Annotated in this window: 19 protein-coding genes and 1 pseudogene; 10 read left to right on the top strand and 10 right to left on the bottom strand. The window is 65.4% G+C overall.

The genetic code is table 11. The annotated features are described in order from the left end of the window. Window positions 1–9: 9 nt before the first annotated feature. The 6 genes and pseudogenes from ACSBOB_RS00305 to ACSBOB_RS00280 all read left to right on the top strand — a co-directional run bounded on the left by ACSBOB_RS00305 (window position 10) and on the right by ACSBOB_RS00280 (window position 5,240). Window positions 10–933: a carbohydrate ABC transporter permease gene (locus ACSBOB_RS00305; RefSeq protein WP_442580482.1), complete on the top strand. Its 924-nt coding sequence runs from the start codon at window positions 10–12 to the stop codon at window positions 931–933. After that, entirely contained in the window at window positions 923–1,762 is an 840-nt protein-coding gene (locus tag ACSBOB_RS00300; protein ID WP_442580481.1) for a carbohydrate ABC transporter permease, read from the top strand. The genes ACSBOB_RS00305 and ACSBOB_RS00300 overlap by 11 nt, the downstream gene beginning before the upstream one ends. A 43-nt stretch (window positions 1,763–1,805) precedes the next feature. Continuing rightward, window positions 1,806–2,858 carry an ABC transporter ATP-binding protein gene (locus ACSBOB_RS00295; RefSeq protein WP_442580480.1) on the top strand — a complete coding sequence of 351 codons (1,053 nt, stop codon included), beginning with the start codon at window positions 1,806–1,808 and terminating at the stop codon, window positions 2,856–2,858. Window positions 2,859–2,884: 26 nt separating this feature from the next. Further along, window positions 2,885–3,883 (top strand): dihydroxyacetone kinase subunit DhaK, encoded by a 999-nt coding sequence (locus tag ACSBOB_RS00290; protein WP_442580479.1) that lies wholly within the window; start codon window positions 2,885–2,887, stop codon window positions 3,881–3,883. Next, complete coding sequence (locus tag ACSBOB_RS00285) at window positions 3,883–4,488, top strand: DAK2 domain-containing protein (RefSeq protein ID WP_442580478.1); 606 nt, start codon at window positions 3,883–3,885, stop codon at window positions 4,486–4,488. The genes ACSBOB_RS00290 and ACSBOB_RS00285 overlap by 1 nt, the downstream gene beginning before the upstream one ends. Beyond that, window positions 4,383–5,240: pseudogene (locus ACSBOB_RS00280) on the top strand (glucose 1-dehydrogenase). Before ACSBOB_RS00285 ends, ACSBOB_RS00280 begins: the two are co-directional and overlap by 106 nt. A 119-nt stretch (window positions 5,241–5,359) precedes the next feature. Here the strand turns inward: ACSBOB_RS00280 and ACSBOB_RS00275 are convergent. Further along, window positions 5,360–5,623 (bottom strand): hypothetical protein, encoded by a 264-nt coding sequence (locus tag ACSBOB_RS00275; RefSeq protein ID WP_442583929.1) that lies wholly within the window; start codon window positions 5,621–5,623, stop codon window positions 5,360–5,362. A 227-nt stretch (window positions 5,624–5,850) separates the two neighbouring features. Further along, on the bottom strand, window positions 5,851–6,624 hold the full coding sequence (locus tag ACSBOB_RS00270; RefSeq protein ID WP_442580477.1) for an SDR family oxidoreductase: 774 nt from the start codon (window positions 6,622–6,624) through the stop codon (window positions 5,851–5,853). 141 nt (window positions 6,625–6,765) lie between these two features. Between ACSBOB_RS00270 and ACSBOB_RS00265 the strand changes: the two genes are divergently transcribed. Further along, window positions 6,766–7,668 carry a LysR family transcriptional regulator gene (locus tag ACSBOB_RS00265; RefSeq protein ID WP_442580476.1) on the top strand — a complete coding sequence of 301 codons (903 nt, stop codon included), beginning with the start codon at window positions 6,766–6,768 and terminating at the stop codon, window positions 7,666–7,668. A gap of 429 nt (window positions 7,669–8,097) precedes the next feature. On the opposite strand, the gene ACSBOB_RS00260 is transcribed toward ACSBOB_RS00265, so the two are convergent. The 3 genes from ACSBOB_RS00260 to ACSBOB_RS00250 form a co-directional block, all read right to left on the bottom strand. Continuing rightward, window positions 8,098–8,793 carry an IS6 family transposase gene (locus ACSBOB_RS00260; protein ID WP_442580475.1) on the bottom strand — a complete coding sequence of 232 codons (696 nt, stop codon included), beginning with the start codon at window positions 8,791–8,793 and terminating at the stop codon, window positions 8,098–8,100. Window positions 8,794–8,878: 85 nt separating this feature from the next. Further along, window positions 8,879–9,892: a Gfo/Idh/MocA family protein gene (locus ACSBOB_RS00255; protein WP_442580474.1), complete on the bottom strand. Its 1,014-nt coding sequence runs from the start codon at window positions 9,890–9,892 to the stop codon at window positions 8,879–8,881. A 142-nt stretch (window positions 9,893–10,034) separates the two neighbouring features. After that, window positions 10,035–10,157 (bottom strand): twin-arginine translocation signal domain-containing protein, encoded by a 123-nt coding sequence (locus ACSBOB_RS00250; protein ID WP_442580473.1) that lies wholly within the window; start codon window positions 10,155–10,157, stop codon window positions 10,035–10,037. Between the two features lie 100 nt (window positions 10,158–10,257). Here ACSBOB_RS00250 and ACSBOB_RS00245 point away from each other — a divergent pair, with 100 nt between their 5' ends. Beyond that, window positions 10,258–10,452, top strand: a complete 195-nt coding sequence (locus ACSBOB_RS00245; RefSeq protein WP_442580472.1) for a hypothetical protein — start codon at window positions 10,258–10,260, stop codon at window positions 10,450–10,452. Window positions 10,453–10,482: 30 nt separating this feature from the next. Here the strand turns inward: ACSBOB_RS00245 and ACSBOB_RS00240 are convergent, their stop codons facing one another. The 5 genes from ACSBOB_RS00240 to ACSBOB_RS00220 form a co-directional block, all read right to left on the bottom strand. Beyond that, entirely contained in the window at window positions 10,483–11,484 is a 1,002-nt protein-coding gene (locus ACSBOB_RS00240; RefSeq protein ID WP_442580471.1) for an ABC transporter permease, read from the bottom strand. Further along, a complete protein-coding gene (locus tag ACSBOB_RS00235; RefSeq protein WP_442580470.1) occupies window positions 11,481–12,485 on the bottom strand; it encodes an ABC transporter permease in 1,005 nt (334 codons plus the stop codon). Before ACSBOB_RS00235 ends, ACSBOB_RS00240 begins: the two co-directional genes overlap by 4 nt. Next, window positions 12,482–14,044 (bottom strand): sugar ABC transporter ATP-binding protein, encoded by a 1,563-nt coding sequence (locus tag ACSBOB_RS00230; RefSeq protein ID WP_442580469.1) that lies wholly within the window; start codon window positions 14,042–14,044, stop codon window positions 12,482–12,484. The genes ACSBOB_RS00235 and ACSBOB_RS00230 overlap by 4 nt, the downstream gene beginning before the upstream one ends. A gap of 59 nt (window positions 14,045–14,103) precedes the next feature. Then, window positions 14,104–15,105 carry an ABC transporter substrate-binding protein gene (locus ACSBOB_RS00225; protein WP_442580468.1) on the bottom strand — a complete coding sequence of 334 codons (1,002 nt, stop codon included), beginning with the start codon at window positions 15,103–15,105 and terminating at the stop codon, window positions 14,104–14,106. 301 nt (window positions 15,106–15,406) lie between these two features. Further along, window positions 15,407–16,168 carry a FadR/GntR family transcriptional regulator gene (locus tag ACSBOB_RS00220; protein ID WP_442580467.1) on the bottom strand — a complete coding sequence of 254 codons (762 nt, stop codon included), beginning with the start codon at window positions 16,166–16,168 and terminating at the stop codon, window positions 15,407–15,409. 365 nt (window positions 16,169–16,533) lie between these two features. Between ACSBOB_RS00220 and ACSBOB_RS00215 the strand changes: the two genes are divergently transcribed. Together ACSBOB_RS00215 and ACSBOB_RS00210 are read left to right on the top strand one after the other, a co-directional pair. Continuing rightward, complete coding sequence (locus tag ACSBOB_RS00215; protein ID WP_442580466.1) at window positions 16,534–17,280, top strand: SDR family NAD(P)-dependent oxidoreductase; 747 nt, start codon at window positions 16,534–16,536, stop codon at window positions 17,278–17,280. 63 nt (window positions 17,281–17,343) lie between these two features. Next, entirely contained in the window at window positions 17,344–18,357 is a 1,014-nt protein-coding gene (locus tag ACSBOB_RS00210) for a substrate-binding domain-containing protein (RefSeq protein ID WP_442580465.1), read from the top strand. Window positions 18,358–18,391: the final 34 nt, after the last annotated feature.

The following is an 18,391-nucleotide window of genomic DNA, read 5'->3' as shown; positions in this document are numbered from 1 at the left end:
ACTGGTGCCGTGGCTGCAAGCCACGGCACCGCTGAGCCGCCGCTGCCGCAGTTCGAGCGGCAGCGCGTGCGCTTTTTCTGGCTGCTGCTGTCGCCCGTCCTGGCGATCCTCGCGGTGGTCACGCTGCTGCCGACCATCTATCTGCTGATCACCAGCTTTACGCCCTTGAGCCTGGCCACACCCGGCACGGCCTGGAATTTCTCGGCGCCCTTCGCCAATTACGAACTGCTTCTCAGCGATGCCCGGCTGCACAACAGCCTGTGGGTCCAGGCGAAGCTTTCCTTCTTCACGGTCATCCTGCAACTGCTGTTCGGCCTCGTCGTCGCGCTGCTGCTCAACATGCGCACGCCCCTGATGGAAGCCCTGCGATCAGCGTTCCTGGTGCCCATGGTCCTGCCGCCGATCGTCGTGGCGATCATCTGGAAGGTGCTCTATTCGCCGGACATCAGCCCGGCCTGGTGGCTGTTCCAGGCGCTCGGCTGGTCCGTACAGACGCCGATCACCAGCGCCGACTGGGCGCTCACCGCGATCATCATCGCCGATACCTGGGAATGGTTCCCCTTCACCATGCTGATCATCCTGGCCGCGCTGTCGCTGATGCCGGAAGAGCAGCGGGAAGCCGCGCGCATCGACGGCGCGAGCAGCTGGCAGCTGACGTGGTTCATCACCTTGCCCTATCTGCGCAACACGCTGCTGGTGGCCGGCCTGTTCCGCCTGATCGACAGCATCAAGACGTTCCCCCTGATCTACATCCTCACGGATGGCGGGCCGGGAACGGTCACCGAAGTGTCGAACTACTACATCTTCTCGCAGTCGTTCAATTTCAGCTACATCGGTTACTCGTCGGCCGTCACGATCGTGCTGCTGGCCATCACGCTGGTGCTGAGCTGGGTGATCATCCGCGTCGTTGCAGGAGATTCCCGTGTCGACTAGTGCACCGACCTACCTGCCGCTGCGCGACCGCATCATCGCCAACACCGTGGTGATCGTCCTGGCGCTTCTGACGCTGGCGCCGTTCCTGTGGTTCGTGGTGATGAGCTTCAAGCCGTCCAGCGAATTCTTCACCGGCGTCGAGGGCCTGTTCTTCACGCCGACGCTGGAGAACTACAAGGGCCTGTGGGATGGCCGTTTCTCGACGTCGATCTGGAACAGCATCGTCACCAGCTCGGTGTCGACCGTTCTGGCGCTCGTCATCGGCACGCCCGGCGCCTATGCCCTGTCGCGCGCCTCGATGCGCCGCGAGCGGACCTTCTCGCTGCTGATCCTGGCGTCGCGCATGGCGCCGCCGGTAGCCTTCGCCATCCCCTACTTCCTCGTCTATCGCCATATCGGCCTGCTCGACACCAAGACGGGCCTGATCCTGGTCTACCTGACCTTCAACCTGGCGCTCGTCGTCTGGCTGATGCGCAACTTCTTCGACGGCACGCCGCGCGCGCTGGAAGAGGCGGCCTGGATCGACGGCGCCAGCCTCTGGAAGACCTTCGTGCTGATCGTTCTGCCGATGTCCGGGCCGGCCATCGTCACCACGGCGATGCTCTGCTTCCTCTATTCGTGGAACGACTTCTTCTTCGCCCTGACGCTGACCCGCAACAGCGCGATGACGGCGCCGGTCGAGGTCGTGAACTTCATGAACTACGAGGGCTGGGAGTGGGGCAAGATCGCGGCCGGCGGCACGCTGATCATGATGCCGGTGCTGATCTTCTCGCTCCTGATGCGCAAATACCTGGTCGCCGGCATGACGTCCGGCGCGGTGAAGGGCTGAGGCCGCCGAAGCGGCTTCAATCCTCCCAGCAAGGATTACTCCGATGAGCAACGTACAGATAAGAGACCTGCGCAAGCGCTATGGCTCGACCGAGGTCATCCATGGTGTGTCGATCGACATCGAGGATGGCGAGTTCGTCACGCTGGTCGGCCCGTCCGGCTGCGGCAAGTCGACATTGCTGCGCATGATCGCCGGGCTGGAACTGGTCAGCGGCGGCACGATCGGCATCGGTCCCAAGATCGTCAACGACGTCGCGCCGAAGGATCGCGACATCGCTATGGTGTTCCAGAACTACGCGCTGTACCCGCACATGAACGTCGCCCAGAACATGGGCTTCTCGCTGCGCCTGCAACGGCGGCCGAAGGCGGAAATCGTGGAAAAGGTGAAGGCGGCGGCCGCCATTCTCGGCCTCGAGACCTATCTGGAACGCTATCCGCGCCAGCTTTCCGGCGGCCAGCGCCAGCGTGTGGCCATGGGCCGCGCCATCGTGCGCAACCCGCAGGTGTTCCTGTTCGACGAGCCGCTGTCCAATCTCGACGCCAAGCTGCGCGTGCAGATGCGTTCCGAGATCAAGAACATGCATCAGCGGCTGAAGACCACGACGATCTACGTCACGCACGACCAGATCGAGGCGATGACCATGGCCGACAAGATCGTCGTGCTGCGCAACGGCATCGTCGAGCAGGTGGGTCGTCCGCTTGACCTGTATGACCGCCCGGCCAACCTCTTCGTCGCCGGCTTCATCGGCTCGCCGTCGATGAACTTCGTGCCCTCGACCGTGTCGGGCGGCCGGATCGTCGCCGATGGCGGCTCGGCGCTGGCGGACGCGCCCGCTTCGCTGAAGGACGGGCGAAAAGTCATCTTCGGCCTGCGCCCCGAGCATATCCATGTCGAGGCCGAGGGCGTGGAAGCGACCGTCCTGCTGGTTGAGCCGACCGGCGCGGAAACCGTGCTGCAACTGCGCCTGGGCGTCAGCGAGATCACCGCCGTCGTGCGCCAGCGCGTGCTGGCCCGTCCGGGCGAGACCATCCGGCTCCGTTTCGATGCCGTAACCCATCTGTTCGATCCGCAGAGCGAAAAGCGCATCGACGCCTGACCGCCTGCTGCATCCGGGAACCGACCATGAAGAAGCTCATCAACAATCCGTCCGACTATGTCGACGAGATGCTGGCCGGCCTCGTCGCCGCCAACCCCTCGATGATGCTGGACGGCGAATCCAGGCGCGTCGTCCGCCGCAGCGAAGGCGTGCGCAAGGGCAAGGTGGGCATCGCCTCGGGCGGCGGCTCCGGCCACCTGCCGCTGTTCACAGGCTATGTCGGCAACGGCCTGCTCGACACCTGCTCGGTCGGCAATGTCTTCGAAGGGCCGAACGCCGCGTCCTGCACGGATGCGATCAGGCTGGCCGATGGCGGCGCGGGCGTGCTGCTGCTCTATGGCAATTATGGCGGCGACCGCATGAACTTCGACATGGCCGCCGAGATGCTCGAACTCGACGACATCGAGACCCGCACCGTCCTCGGCAATGACGACATTGCCAGCGCCTCCCCCGCCGAAATGAAGAAACGCCGCGGCGTCGCGGGCATCGTCTATGCCTACAAGATCGCCGGCGCCAAGGCCGAGACCGGCGCTTCGCTCGACGAGGTGGCCGAGACAGCCCGCAAGGCGGTCGCCGCGACCCGCACGATCGGCTTCGCCATCGCACCCTGCCAGGTGCCGGGCGCCGACAAGCCGACCTTCGCCATCGGCGAGGACGAGATGGAGATGGGCATCGGCATCCATGGCGAGCCGGGCATCTGGCGCGACAGGCTGAAGCCGGCCGACGCCATCGCTGCCGAGATGATCGAGCGTCTGCTGGCGGAGAAGCCGGAAGGAAGCGGCAACCGCGTGTCGATCCTGGTCAACAGCCTTGGCGCCACGCCGATCGAGGAGCTTTTCATCCTGTACCGCAAGGCGGCCGCCTTGCTGGAGGCGCAGGGACTGACGATCGTCCAGCCGCTGGTCGGTCCCTATGTCACGTCGATGGAAATGGCGGGCGCCTCGATAAGCCTGTGCTTCCTCGACGACGAACTGGAAACGCTTCTTGCCGCGCCGGCATCCTGCCCCTTCTGGAGGGTCGGCTGATGCTGTCGGCCGCCGATCTCGCCATAGCCGCCGCCCGCTCGCACGCCGCGATGGCGACGCTCGAGCAGGAACTGAACGCCGCCGACGCCAAGCTCGGCGACGGCGACACGGGCGGCATGCTCGCCCGCGTGATCGAGCGCCTTGCCGCCGTCGAGGCGAAGGCAGGGGACGACCTCGGCAAGGCGTTCGGCGCCTATGCGCAGGCGGCCACGGCGGCCACGGGCTCCAGCCTGGGCACGCTGTTTGCCACCGCGCTGCTGGTGTTCGGGCGGGCCACCAAGGGGACGACCGAACTTGCTCCCTCCGACCTCGGCCGTCTGCTCGGCGACGCCCGCGATGCGATGCTCAAGCGCGGCCAGTCAGAGCTTGGCGACAAGACGGTGATCGATGCGATCGATGCCGTCGCCCGGGCAACCGCAGGCATCAACGACTGGGCCGCATTGTCCGCCGCGGCCGGCCGCGGCGCCAGGGCCGTGTTGGCCGAGTTCAACGACAGGCCGTGCAAGATCGGCCGCGCCCGCATGTTCGGCGACAAGAGCAGGGGGCTGGACGACCCCGGCATGCTCGCCTTCGTCAGGCTGACAGACGCCGTTTCAGCCGCGTGACGGCAGCGGGACACGGCATCGATCTCACAGGCCGGGTGGCGATCGTCACAGGCGGCGCCACCGGGTTGGGTAGGGGGGCGGCGCAGGCGCTTGTCGCCGCCGGCGCCAAAGTCGTCATCATCGGCCGCCGCAAGGATGTCCTCGAGAGCGCCTAGGCCGAAATGGGCTGCGAGAGCGCCGTCTGCGACATCACGGATCGCGGCCAGGTTTTCGCAGCTTTCGCGGCGATCAGCGACAGGCACGGCCGCCTCGACATCCTGGTCAACGCCGCCGGCCTCAACCTGCGTGGGGACTCCTTCGATTTCGACGACCGCGACTGGGACAAGGTCCACGCCGTCAACTGCCGGGGCAGCTTCATCACCTCGGTGGAGGTCGCGCGGATCATGCGCGGCAAAGGCGCTGGAAAGATCGTGAACTACTGTTCCTACGGAAGCGCGAATGGCCTGCCACGCAGCGTCGCCTACGCCTCCAGCAAGGGCGGCGTGCGGCAGATGACGAAGTCGCTGGCGATCGAGTTCGCTCCGCTCGGCATCCAGGTCAACGGCATCGAGCCGGGCTGGTTCAGGACGGACATGACCGAAATGCTGTTCGAGGACGAGGCCTGGGTCGAACGCACGCATGCCCGTATCCCGATGGGCCGGGTCGGTTCGGTCAACGATCTCTCGGGCGCTCTGCTGTTCCTGGCGTCGCCGATGTCCGACTACGTCACCGGCATCATGGTGCCGGTCGATGGTGGCGCGCAAGCGGTGTGACGCCGATGTCGCCCGTCGGTGATGTCCGGCCGGATTCGAGGGGAACTGCTGGGCTGGCGGGGCCAGAGGGTGATCCGGCGCCGCTGCCCGTCTCGACCTGCTGGCTCGGCGGCCTCGAACTAGCCTCGCGCCAGCTGCCATGCCACGAGGGCGGCAAGCGCGCAGGGCACGGCAAGGACAAGGAGCAGGACCGGCAGCTCCTGAGCGACCGTGTAGCCCGCCTTCGTGACGCCGACCCACATTTTGACCGATGCGACGGCCAGCCAGACAGGGATGAAGAGTTTCGCTCCGGCGGCGATACCGGCGATGTCGCCACCCCAGAGTTTTCCGAACAGTGCGAACACGCCGAGCAGGACGGCGCCTCCGACGATGACCAGCAGCATATGCACGAGCGGTCCCCCGTTCAGCCGACTTAGGGTCTGTTGATATTCAGGTCAGAGCGGGCTGCAAATGGCACTTTTCTGGGCTTCCGGTGCTCATGTACCTCCACGTACACTCTGCTCGTCGCTTCGCGACCCCGAAAAGCACCATTTTCGCCTCGCCCTCACCTGAATCTCAACAGACCCTAAAGCGAGAGCGGCCTGCCGGAAAGGCAGGCCGCTCTCGCGGGTCACTTCGTGGTATATCCGCCGTTGACGAGGATGGTCTGGCCGGTCATCCACCAGCCGTCCGAGACGAGGAAGCGGATATAGGGGACAATGTCCTCGATGTCGGTCAGGCCGGTCTTCGAGAAGGAGGACAGCGCCGCCGCCGACTTGTGATAGGCTTGTGCATCGGCGCCTTCCTGGCCGTAGAAGAAGGGCGTGTCCATGGGGCCGGGGCCGATCGCCGTCACCGAAATGCCGCGCTCACCGAACTCCTTCGACGCCGCCCGCGTAAAATGTTCGACCGGCGCCTTGGTGCCGGCATAGGTCGAATAGAAGGGCGTGAAGGCGCCGAGCAGCGAGGTGACGAGCGTCACCAGCTTGCCGTTGTCGTTAAGATGCCTGCCGGCCTCCTTGATGAAGAAGAAAGCGCTCTTGGCATTGACCGCGCTCATCTCGTCATATTCGGCCTCCGAGATGTCGGCAATCGGCTTCTTCAGCACCTTGCCGACGGTATTGATGGCGATGTCCGGGCGGCCAAGGGTGGCGACCGCATCGGCGAAGAATTTTTCGACAGCGCCCGCCGTGGTCAGGTCCGCCTGGAATGCGGCGGCCTCGGCGCCGGCGACTTTCACCGCGGCCACCGTCGCATCCGCATCCGCCCGAGTGGCGGGGCTGTTGTAGTGGATGGCGATCGCCTTGGCCCCCTGGGCGGCGAGATCGCGGGCGATCAGCCCGCCAAGGTTCTTCGCGCCGCCGGCGATGATGACGGTTTTGCCCTTGATGTTGTGGTCGGTCATGGTCGGTCTCCTTTGCCAGTCCGCGACAACATCGACATCGATGGCCGCCTTGGGAAAGAGATATCGTCTAGAATTGCAAGATAAAGGCGATCATTCTGACATCACTTGTCAGGAAGCCCGTACAATGGAGTTCTCACGGCCTTGGATCGCATCGACCTGTTCCGTATCTTCAGCCGCGTCGTCGAATGCGCGAGTTTCACCCGCGCCGCCGACACGCTCGGCATCCCGCGCTCGTCGGTCTCGGCGGCGGTCCAGGAACTGGAAGGGCGTGTCGGCGCACGCCTGCTGCATCGCACCACGCGCAAGGTCTCGCCGACGCAGGACGGCGCCGCCTTCTACGAGCGGTGCCAGCGGCTCATCGCCGACGTCGAGGATACGGAGAACCTGTTCCGGCAGACGGGGGCCGAGCCGGCGGGCAGGCTGCGGATCGACGTTCCGGGCCGGATCGGACGGCTGATCATCGCGCCGGCGCTGCTGGAGTTCCTCGATCTCCACCCGCAGATCGACATCGACCTCGGCGTCACCGATCGGGCGGTCAACCTGGTGGAGGACAGTGTGGATTGCGTGCTGCGCGTCGGCCCACTCAGCGATTCCGGCCTGATCGCCCGGCCGATCGGCAAGCTACCGCTGATCAATGTCGCGAGCCCTGCCTATGTGGAGCGCCACGGAACGCCGCAATCGCCTGACGATCTGGCGGGTCACTGGGCTGTCAATTACGCATCGCCTTCCAGTGGCCGAATCGAAGAGTGGGAATGGGTCGAGGACGGTACCTTGCGCACGATGCCGCTGCGTGGCCGTGTCACCGTCAACAGCGCCGAAGCCTATATCGCCTGCTGCCTCGCGGGGCTCGGCCTCATCCAGATCCCGGCCTACGATGTCAGGCGCCATGTCGAGGCGGGCGAACTCGTGGAAATGATGCCGCGCCATCAAGCGGAACCCATGCCGATGACGCTGCTCTATCCGCATCGCCAGCATCTCTCGCGGCGCTTGCAGGTGTTTGCGGATTGGCTGGAACGCCTGCTACGGCAACGGGTCGCGCCGTGATCGGCGGTTTTCGGCGATCGCGTCGGGTGGAGGAAAAGGGTCGGTAGTCGCGGAGGCCCGCATGAAGGCGCTGGATGAAGATTCGGTGGCAATTGGTTCAACCCTGCGTATCTCATCGCCTGCTCGTTCTGGCGACGCGCATATCAGGCCAGTGGCTGCTTCCTTTGACTGTCCGCGCCGCCCCTCATCCGCCCTTCGGGCACCTTCTCCCCGTGAAGGACGGGGAGAAGGGACAAGCGGCAACGTTGCGGCCATGTCCAGTCGATGGATGGGTAACGGAATGAACCGGATACATGGGTTACGGTTCTCCCCGCTGCTGGTCCGCAAGATCGCCGGCTGGTTTGGGTTGCAAGGCGGTTTTGCGGACCAGCCTTGCGGGTCCTGTCGCAAACCCACGCGAGAGATGCGCTCGGCGCAGACTTGGGCCGTTCAGGCGGCGAGGATTTCGAACTGTTCGGCGATCGACGGCCTGGGATTGTAGGCATACCTCGCCTGTCGTTTGCGCATCATGTGGATCATCTCGATGCCGGATAAAATCATGGCGGCGCTCGTCTGCGACTTGAAGCCGAGCATGGATCGGATGCGGCGCTTGATGCGCCGGTGATCCTGCTCGAGCCGGTTGTTGAGGTATCGGCTCCGGCGGATGCGGATCGGCTTGAGCCGCCGCGAGCGGTCCCGTAGCCGGCTTTCACCGTCGCAGGCAATGATTGCCTCGCGATTGGTCTGGCTGCCGTCTATGACGATGCGCTCGGGGCGGCCATGACGCTGAAACGCTTTGCGCAGGAAGCGTCTGGCAGCCACCAGGTCACGGTGTTCACTGAAGAAAAACTCGACCGTGTCGCCGACGCTGTCGATAGCACGGTAGAGATACATCCCTTGACCGCGGACCTTGATATAGGTCTCGTCCAGGCGCCACTTGCCGGTGACGGTCCGCTTGCGCCGGTTGAAGCGCTCCAGCAGTTGCGGCGCGAAGCACACGACCCAGCGATGCACGGTGGAGTGATCGAGGCTCAGGCCACGTTCAGCCATCATTTCTTCCAGATCACGCAGGCTCAGATTGCAGGCAAGGTACCAGCGTACGCAAAGCAGGATCACCGACTGGTCGAAATGACGGCCCTTGAACATGACAACTCCCGAAAACAAAGAGCCTTCATGCCCTCGCCGTCATTACAGAAGAGTTTGCGACAGAACCCCTGTCATTGCAGTTCTTTCATGCTGGTTCGGCGTCCTGGACACGCACCGCCCGCTTCTCGGCGGAGGACAGGATCAGCGCGTCGATCAGCCGGTGGACAGCCAGCGCCTGCCGTCCGGTCACCACCGGCGCGCGGCCCTCGCGGATGGACTGGGCGTAATCGGCGATCAGTGCCTGGTGCCACTCATGCGAGAACGCCATCGGGTCGGCGCCGCCGCCGGTGGCGGCCGGCTCGCCGATCGTCTCGACCTCGCCGGTGTGGTGGTGGATCGTCAGTTCGCCGCCTTGCAGGCGCACCGAAGCCTTCTCGAGGCCGATCACGATGTGCTCGGACGAACCGGGAAAGGCGGCGGTCGTCGCCATCAGCGCGCCGGGCGCGCCATTGGCGAAGCGGAGCCCCGCACCGACGAAATCCTCGGCCTCCATGCGGTGGAGCCGTGTCGTGGCGGCAACGGCCTGCACCTCTTCGGGAGGCCCGATCAGCCAGAGCAGCAGGTCGAGCGTGTGGATCGCCTGGCTGATGAGCACGCCACCGCCATCGCGCGCATAGGTGCCGCGGCCGGGCTCGTCATAATAGGATTGCGGCCGCCACCAGGGCACGACCACCTGCACGCTGGTGACCTCGCCGAAATGCTGGCTCTCGATTAGTTTCTTCAGCGCGATCGATGCCACCCGGAACCGGTGCTGGAAGACGATGCCGAGCGTCACGCCAGCCCGCTCGCATGTCTCGACGATGTCCAGCGCATTCCCGCTGTTCCGCTCGACCGGCTTTTCCAGCAGCACGTGCTTGCCAACTCTCGCCGCCGCCGCGACAATTTCCGCCCTGGCGTTGGGTGGCGTCAGGACCAGGACGGCGTCGATGGCAGGGTCCGACAGCATCGCATCGAGGCTTCCCGCCACCGGAAAGCCGAATTTCTCGCCGAACGCCGCCCGTTTCTCCGGATCGCGCGAGAACACGCCCCGCACTTCGATCCTGTCCCGCAATTCGGTCAAGGCGCGTCCGTGCACGCCCGACACCATGCCGAGGCCCACGATCCCCAGCCTCAGGGGTCTATCAGCAACAGGTGACGCCAAAGGTTCTGCTTTCAGGATGATTGGTGTGGACGCTGCCGCAACTGTCTCGACGCGCCGGAAAGTACGAAGAATTGGTAGGGTAGTATGGGTATCAGCGCGGTCATGGCCGCCGTTCACGCCCTGCCGCCGATGTGAGGGAGCTGATTGCCGCCGTGCCGGCGGCAACGGCGCCGGATGTCCGCAGGAAATCGCGGCGGCTGATATTCGAACCGTTCGATATCATGGAAACCTCCCCAGGTTCGCGACGTGTCGCAACATATTGGCATGGCAGTATGACGAAATCGAAAGCGGACGTCACTGCAGTCCTCGAACGGGATAGGGCCTTGCCCATCGTGAAAAGGAGCCCGAGCGAGCCGTCGACCATTTCCGGGCGGGGCCACAAGATCCTGCTGGAGGCTATCATCTCAATGCAGCCCAAGCCCGGCGTTTTGCTCTCGGAAGCCGGCATCGCCCGCCGGATGGGCACGTCCCGCCAACCGATACTGGCGGAACGTCACTTCGAGCTGTTTTCCGATTGAGCCGCCGGCAATTCTCGGCGTCGATAGAAGTCAGTCCGGGTCGAGCCGGGCGTTCATCATGATGGCGAGCACGATGACGATGCCGCCGACGGCGGCCTGCATATGCGGCGACACCAGCATGATGTTCATCAGGTTCGACAGGCCCGCCAGGAAGAGCGTGCCGACGGCGGCGTTGAGGATCGAGCCCTTGCCGCCGGACAGGCTGACCCCGCCGACCACGGCCGCCGCGATGGTGGACAGCAGCAGGCTGCCGCCGGATGTCGGCGCGACCGAGCCGGTGCGGGCGAGGAACAGGAAGCCGGCTATGCCGGCAAGCAGCCCGCAGAGCGTGTAGGCAAGCACGGTCATCCGGCCGACCGGGATGCCGGACAACGCGGCGGCGCGCGGACTGCCGCCGATCGCGTAGATGCGCACGCCGAACGTGCTGCGCGACAGCAGCAGCCCGAAGAGAAGCGCCAGCAGCAGGAACACGCAGACCGGCAGCGGCAGCGCGAACAGCTTTGCCTGCCCGAACGCCTCGTAGAACGGATCGGGGTAATGGACCGGCGAGCCGCCGGTCATCAGCATGGCGAGGCCGGTCAAGGCCAGTGACATCGCCAGCGTCGCGATGAAGGCCGGAATGCGGAATTTCACCACCGCGATGCCGTTGACGAAGCCGATCAATACCGCGGCGAGCATGGCGACGACGATCGAAGGCAGGAAACCGAGATAGGGCAGGATGCCGGAGAGGTTCATCATCTGCTGGCGCTCCGACCCGCCGGCTCCCATGATGATGGCGGCGAGGATGGCAATGGCGGCGACCGAAAGGTCGATGCCGGCGACCAGCATCACCAGGGTCTGGCCGAGCACCAGCACGCCGATGACCGAGCTCTGGAACAGGATGACGGAAAGGTTGCCCGGCTGCAGGAAACGCCCGCCGGAGACGATGCCGGCCAGCACGACGAACACCAGGAAGGCGACGATGATGGCGTTCTGCGCCAGTATCCGTCTCCAGCCGCCGTCCTCGGTCGAAATCACGGCACGCGCCGTCATGCCGCCCTCCCTTGCGCAACCCGACGTCCGGCGCGCCGCTGACGGTAGATGCTGAGCCCTACAGCCGCGACGATGACGCCGGCCCGCACGATATCCTGGTAGAACGGATCGAGGCCGCTGAGGTTCATCGCATTGGCGATCATCTGGTAGATCAGCACGCCGGCCATGGCGCGCAGCAGCCTGCCCTCGCCACCGAAAAGGTTGGTGCCGCCGATGACGATTGCCGCGATGGTGTCGAGTTCCCAGCCCATGCCGCCCAGCGGCACGCCGCTCGATGAGCGGATGACCAGCACCACGCCGGTCAGGCCGGCGAGCAGGCCGGACGCCGTGTAGACGCCGATCTTCATGCGTTGCACATGCACCCCCGCGAGCCGCGCGGTCGCCTCGTTGCCGCCGATCGCATAGATGTGCAGCGCCTGGCGCGTGCAGGCGAACCAGAGCGCGGCAAGTGTCATGACGACGATCCACACCAAAGTCGGAACGGAGATCATGCCGCCCAGGCCACGCAGTGCGGCGACGGTCGGGTCGTTCACCAGGATGCTGCGTTCCGAGATGGAGAGAGCCAGGCCGCGCGCGATGCCCATCATCGCCAGTGTCGCGAGCAGGGGCTGCACCCGGCCCTTGGCGATGACCACGCCGCTGAACAGGCCACAGGCACCGCCGGTCAGGATGGCGAGCATCGCCGCGGGAACTGCCCCGTAGCCGATGGTGCTGGCGAAGACCAGCGAGGACAGCGCCATGACAGCGGCGACCGAAAGATCGAAGCCGCCGCTGACGACGACCAGGAACTGCGCCACGGCCAATATGCCGAGCAGCGCCGACTGGGTCAGCAGATTGCCAAGATTGCCGACGGTGAGGAAGGTCGGGCTGATCAGCGAGGCGAGCATCGCGAAACCGCCCAGGATGACAAAGACATCGTAGCGGGCGAGCCATCCGCGCCAATCCGGCACGCGGCGTGCCGTGCCGGGTTGCGCCGGCGTTTCCTGCACCTCTATGCTCATGCCACCGCATCCAGGACAGCACGCGGCCGGGCGACGGCATGGCGCATGATCTCGACCTGGCCGGTCGATGCGGCATCCAGCTCGGCCACCAGCCGCCCCTCGGCCATGACCAGGATGCGGTCGCTCAGGGCCAGCAGTTCGGGAAGGTCGGAAGAGGCCATTACGACCGACATTCCCCTGCCGACAAGGTCGCGGATCAACTGGTAGAGTTCGAACTTGGCATTGACGTCGATGCCGCGTGTCGGCTCGTCCAGTAGCAGGATGCGCGTGTCGGCGGCCAGCCACTTGCCGATCACCACCTTCTGCTGGTTGCCGCCGGAGAGCGTGCGCACAAGCTGCCGCAGCGACGGTGTCTTGATCGACAGCCGCTCGACCAGGCCGGAAGCCAGCGCGTCGAGCTTGCGGCGCGACACGATGGAGGCGCGCGACAGCCGGCCAAGAACCGGAAAAGCGATGTTCTCGGCGACCGGGCGCCCGAGCACCAGGCCGCTTTCCCGCCGCTCCTCGGGTACCAGGCCGAAGCCGTGGCCGATCGCCTCGACCGGGGATTTCAGGCGCAAGGCGCGTCCGTCGAGCGTCACCGACCCTGCATCGGGCGGGGTGACACCGAACAGGCATTCGAGCACCTCGCTGCGTCCGGCGCCGACCAGGCCGGCAAGGCCGAGGATCTCGCCGCGATGCAGGTCGAAGCCGATATCGTCGAACTGGCCCTTTACCGAGAGGCCGCGCACCGACAGCACGACGTCCCCGGTGCTCCTTCCTGCCGTCCGCATCTCGGCATCGACATGGCGGCCCACCATCGCCTCGATCAGGCTCTCCTTGGTGACTTCGGAAACCGGCCGAGTCTGGACGTGCCTGCCGTCCCGCAGCACGGTCACGCGGTCGGCGATCGACATGACCTCGTTCAGCCGGTGCGAGACATAGACCATGCCGATGCCGCGCCGCTTCAGATCCTTGAGCAGGTCGAACAGATAGCCGATCTCGTTGTCGGTCAGCGCGGCTGTCGGCTCGTCGAGCACCAGCACGCGGATTCGCCGCGAAAGGGACTTGGCGATCTGCACGAGCTGCCGCTGCGCCGGCGCGAGGTCGCGCACGATGGTGTCGGGCGAGAATTTCAGGTTTAGGTCGGCAAACAGGCGCTGCAGTTCGGCCTGCATCGCACGCTTGCGCAGCAGCGTGCCGCCGGCCACCGGCTCGTGGCCGAGGAAGATGTTGTCGCCGGCTGACAGCGTAGGCACGAGGTCCGCCTCTTGATAGATCATGCCTATGCCGAGCCGGTGGCCCAGTGTCGGGCTGAGCGCGGAAAAGACCTCGCCACCGATCTCGATCTCGCCTGCATCGGGGCGCTGTGCGCCGGCGAGCACACGCATCAATGTCGATTTGCCGGCGCCGTTCTCGCCGATCAGGCAGTGGATCTCGCCTCGCATGAGCTCGAAATCGACCGACTGCAATGCCTTCACGCCGGGAAAGGTTTTTGTGATGCCGCGCATCCTGAGAAGCGGAACGGAAGGGATGTGCTCCCTTCCGCCCTCGTTTCCGGCGTCGGTCGATGCCTGCATGACTGCGCGCCTCCGGGAGCGGCGAGGCTACAGCCTGCCGCCGGAAAAATGGAGAGGGTTCAGCAGCAGCCGACGCCGAGTTTCTTCAATTCGCCGATGCGCTGCTCGACGCGCGTCTTACCCTCCGGCGAATGGGCGTCGAAGGTCTCCTTCGGTACGAAGACCAATGGCGCGACGGGCTTGCCGGCCTTGAAGTCCTCGAAAGCCTTGACCGAATCGGCGCCGAAGAAGGGCGGGGTCTGCACCGTCTGGACCATCTCGCCCGTAAGGATGGCGTTCAGGCCGTCGACCGTGCCGTCCTTTCCCCAGACCCAGCCGAGCAGTTCGTTGCGGCCGGCGGACTTGATGGCGGCGATGGCGCCGAGCGCGGCGTCGTCATTGTCGGCGATCACCACGTCGACGCCCGACGGGAAGGCCTGCAGCATGTCTTCCATGCACTTGCGGCCGCCTTCGCGCGAATTGCCGCTGTCGCAGTTGGTGAGCAGCTTGATGTCGGGATGGCCGGCGAAAACCTGTTCCATGCCTTTGCCCTGGTCGATCACGGGCGAGGCGCCGACGTTGCCGGTGATGTGCAGCCAGTTGCCCTTGGCCCCGCCCTTCTTGGCCTGGAGCTGGGCGACCACGTCTTCCGCGGCGCGCTTGCCGGAATCGACGAAGTCGGTAGTGATGACCGAGATCCAGCCATCCTTGCCGGCTTCGCCCGGCAGGTTGCGGTCGACCACCAGCAGCGGCACGCCGGCGGCCTTGGCAAGGCCCGGCACCGGCGCCAGCGCTTCGTATTCGATCGGCGCGATGATCAGGATGTCGGGCTTGCGGGCCAGCAAATCCTCGACATCGGCAAGCTGCTTGGCCGGATCGGATTCGGCATTGGTCCAGACGAAGTCGTAGCCGGCGTCCTTCCAGGCCTTCTCCATCTCCTTGGTGTTCATGACGCGCCACTCATTGGTCATCTCGGCCTGCGAGAAGGCGGCGACGCCCTTGCTCTGCGCGAACGCGGGTACGGCGGTGAGTGCTGCAGCCATCAAGCCGATAGCGGCGAACACCCTCCGAAAACGGGTCATGTTCATGGTTCCTCCTGTCTGCCGCCCGGCATCTTGTGTCCGATAGCGGTTCCCTCGGCCGAAGGTCTCTTCGGTCGTCCTCCCTCGGCTTGCGTCGTCCGCGAAAACAGCTTCATCGCGCTGGCCCGGCCGTCGCGAATGAGCGCTCGCTCCCGTCGCTCACCGTTCTATTTGTCATACCATATGTGCAGAAAGTGTCAACGCCGGGAGAGCGCGCAACAGCCGGACAATCGCACGTCAAAACGCAACCGGCCGCGCTTCGCGGCAGGCCAAGCCGGTCGTGGAAAAGCGGGAGAAGGGATCAGGACTGCGCGGAAGCCAGCGCCTGCCGGATGCGATCGATGTCGCTGGTGGCGTTGCCGAGCAGGGTCAGCGCCGCGGCGCGGGCCAGGTCCGGCTTGCGGGCCAGGATCGCGTCGAGCACGTCGCGATGCTCGACCACGGCGCGGGGGCGGTGCGAGCCCTGGGCGGCGATGGCGAACATCTGCCTGAGGCCGAAGCTGAAGAGCTGGCCGATCGGCCAGAAGAACTCGTTGTGTGTAGCGAGATAGATGGACCTGTGGAAGGCGAGGTCGGCTTCCACCCACGCGGCATTGTCGGCGCCGGCGTCGACCATCGCCTGGAAGTCGCGCGACAGCCGGACATGGTCCTCGGCATTGGCCTCGGAGGCCGCGAGCGCACAGGCTTCCGGCTCGGTCGCCCGCCTGAGCTGGAACATCTTCTTCAGATAGGTCTCGGTGTCGGTGACGTCGACGCGCCAGCGCAGCACGTCGGGGTCGAGGTGGTTCCAATGGGCCGGATCGCGCACCCGCGTTCCCCGCTTGGGTTTGGAATCGACCAGCCCCTTGGCGACCAGCCCGCGCACCGCCTCGCGGATCACCGTGCGGCTCACGCCCATCATCTCGCAGAGGCGCACTTCCGACGGCAGCGGATCTCCGGGCGCGATGTCGCCGCGCACGATGCTGAGCCCGATGCGTTCGGCGATCTGTCCATGGACGTTCCGGACCAGCGCGCCTGGATCCTGGAATACCGTGGCTTCGGTCAGGTTCTCGGAATCCCTCACGCGGCGCACCAGCGGACAATTGAGCAGATTTTCATACGGCGGCAGGCGCTCCGAATTGTTGCATCAAGGCGCCACACGGCGCGGCCCGCCCTTCTGACGCTTGGCGAACCGAACAGACCTGAGCGCTCGCTGTCACTCAAGCCGGCCGTTTCCCAGCATGGCGGCTCCATATCACGCGGCACGGCCTCCTGAAAGACGCGCTCGTTTCTTGCACCACAATCCTCCCGAGCCGGCCACCGCAAGGCGCGCACTCCTCGCATCCAACCGACAGGAAAATCACGCTTCATCCTCTCTTGCGATTATTCTAGTCATACAATATGACAAAATAAAAGACGAAGGCAATGACCGGCCGGGAGGGGCGTGAAATGTACGAGATAAGAGACAAGGTCGCGGTCATCACCGGCGGAACGCGCGGCATCGGCCTAGCCGTCGCGCGGCAGTTGCTGGATGCCGGCGGCAAGGTCGCCATCAACGGCCGCGCCTCGACGGAGGAGTCGGAGGCGCTGCTGCGCGACCACGGGCCGGACCGTGTCGCGATCGAGTTCGGCGACGTCTCCGTTCCCGATCAGGCGACCCGCCTCGTCGACCGCGCCGCATCACGGTTCGGGCGGCTGGACATCCTGGTCCATTCCGCCGGCGGGCCTGTCCCCGGCACCGTCGTGGCGCTGTCGCCGGAGGCGTGGATGCAAGCCTTCGCGATCCATGTGCATCCGGTCTTCCATTTGTTCCGGGCGGCGCATCCGCATCTGGCGAGGGAGGGCGGCGCTGTGCTGCTGGTCTCGTCGGTCGCCGGCCTGCGCGGCTGCCCGGGGACCGTCGCCTACCAGACCGTCAAGGGCGCGCTGATTCCGATGGCCAAGGCCCTGGCTTTCGACCACGCCGCCGAGGGCATCAGGGTCAACGTGCTGGCGCCCGGCATCATCCGCACGCGTTTCCACGACGCCATGAGCGAGACCGCCAAGGCACACAACCTCGCCAATCGCATTCCATTACGCCGCGAGGGCAGCGTCGACGACGTCGCCGAGGCCGCGCTCGCGCTGATCCGCAACGAGTTCATCACCGGGGAGGTGCAGGCCATCGACGGCGGCATGTCGATGCGCATCACCGGCTAGCTGGAAATCGACGCCGCCATCAAGGCGGCGCGTAAGGAGGAGGAAACCATGGGAGAGAGAACGATGAGATACCGTCTGACGGCGCTGGCCGCACTTGCCGCAGCCACAGTCCTGGCGTCGACCGCGGCCTATGCCGAGCCATTCCGCATCGCGGTCAGCAATTCGTATATCGGCAACGAATGGCGCGTGCAGATGATCAACTTCATGCAGGCTTATGCCGCCAAGAACCTGAAGGACAAGGTCGAGCTGACCGTCAACAACTCCGGCACGGACGCGCAGAAGCAGATTGCCGTGCTGTCGGACATGATCTCGGACGGCGTCAACGCCATCCTCGTCAACCCGGCTTCCGACACTGCGCTCGACGCGGTGATCGAGGAGGCCTGCAAGCAGAACATCCTCGTCATCGCCTTCGACCAGCCGGTGACTGCGCCCTGCGCCTACGTCGTCGCCGTCGACTTCACCGAAATCGGCCGTATCCATGCGCAATGGCTGGCCGACTCGCTCGGCGGCAAGGGTAATGTGGTGATCAATCGCGGCGTCTCCGGTTTCCCGGCCGACACCAACATGAATGCCGGCATGACCGGCGTGCTCGCCAAATATCCGGACATCAAGGTGGTCGGCGAGGTCTACGGCAAGTGGGACAACGCGGTCAGCCAGCAGGAACTGACCAAGGTGCTGACCGCCAACCCGCAGGTCGACGGCATATTGAACCAGTACGGCACCTACGGCGCGCTGCAGGCGCTGCTCAACCTCAACCGCCCGCTGGTCGCCATGTCCGGCCAGGGCGAGAATGGCTGGCGGCAGGCCATGCTGCAATACAAGGACAAGGGCCTGAAGGGCGTCTCGGCCGGCGACCCTGCCGTGATCGGCGCCTACGCGCTGAAAGTCGCGGTCGAGATTCTCGACGGCAAGGCGCCGGCCGACAAGCACGTCGCGGTTCCGGTGCCGACCGTCGCCACCGACCAGTTGCAGGCCGGCGTCAACGTCTTCCCGGACCTGTCGCCGACGCTCGACGCCGACACCGACATTCCCGGCGCCAATCTCGGCCTGACCATCCAGGACGGCATCGCCAAGTAGCCGTCGCGGCGCATGATGCCGGGCGGCTTTTTTC

Origin of the sequence: Mesorhizobium sp. KACC 23794 (genome assembly GCF_052180275.1) — a bacterium.
In the GTDB taxonomy this organism is placed as follows: domain Bacteria; phylum Pseudomonadota; class Alphaproteobacteria; order Rhizobiales; family Rhizobiaceae; genus Kumtagia.
Note: the sequence above shows the minus strand (reverse complement) of the source record. Positions and strands in the feature narration are given on the sequence as shown.

Coding starts and splice junctions, on each gene's coding strand:
- ACSBOB_RS00295 (WP_442580480.1), top strand. CDS start 1,806: ATGAGCAACGTACAGATAAGAGACCTGCGCAAGCGCTATGGCTCGACC.
- ACSBOB_RS00290 (WP_442580479.1), top strand. CDS start 2,885: ATGAAGAAGCTCATCAACAATCCGTCCGACTATGTCGACGAGATGCTG.
- ACSBOB_RS00285 (WP_442580478.1), top strand. CDS start 3,883: ATGCTGTCGGCCGCCGATCTCGCCATAGCCGCCGCCCGCTCGCACGCC.
- ACSBOB_RS00275 (WP_442583929.1), bottom strand. CDS start 5,623: ATGCTGCTGGTCATCGTCGGAGGCGCCGTCCTGCTCGGCGTGTTCGCA.
- ACSBOB_RS00270 (WP_442580477.1), bottom strand. CDS start 6,624: ATGACCGACCACAACATCAAGGGCAAAACCGTCATCATCGCCGGCGGC.
- ACSBOB_RS00260 (WP_442580475.1), bottom strand. CDS start 8,793: ATGTTCAAGGGCCGTCATTTCGACCAGTCGGTGATCCTGCTTTGCGTA.
- ACSBOB_RS00250 (WP_442580473.1), bottom strand. CDS start 10,157: ATGATATCGAACGGTTCGAATATCAGCCGCCGCGATTTCCTGCGGACA.
- ACSBOB_RS00240 (WP_442580471.1), bottom strand. CDS start 11,484: ATGACGGCGCGTGCCGTGATTTCGACCGAGGACGGCGGCTGGAGACGG.
- ACSBOB_RS00235 (WP_442580470.1), bottom strand. CDS start 12,485: ATGAGCATAGAGGTGCAGGAAACGCCGGCGCAACCCGGCACGGCACGC.
- ACSBOB_RS00230 (WP_442580469.1), bottom strand. CDS start 14,044: ATGCAGGCATCGACCGACGCCGGAAACGAGGGCGGAAGGGAGCACATC.
- ACSBOB_RS00225 (WP_442580468.1), bottom strand. CDS start 15,105: ATGACCCGTTTTCGGAGGGTGTTCGCCGCTATCGGCTTGATGGCTGCA.
- ACSBOB_RS00215 (WP_442580466.1), top strand. CDS start 16,534: ATGTACGAGATAAGAGACAAGGTCGCGGTCATCACCGGCGGAACGCGC.
- ACSBOB_RS00210 (WP_442580465.1), top strand. CDS start 17,344: ATGAGATACCGTCTGACGGCGCTGGCCGCACTTGCCGCAGCCACAGTC.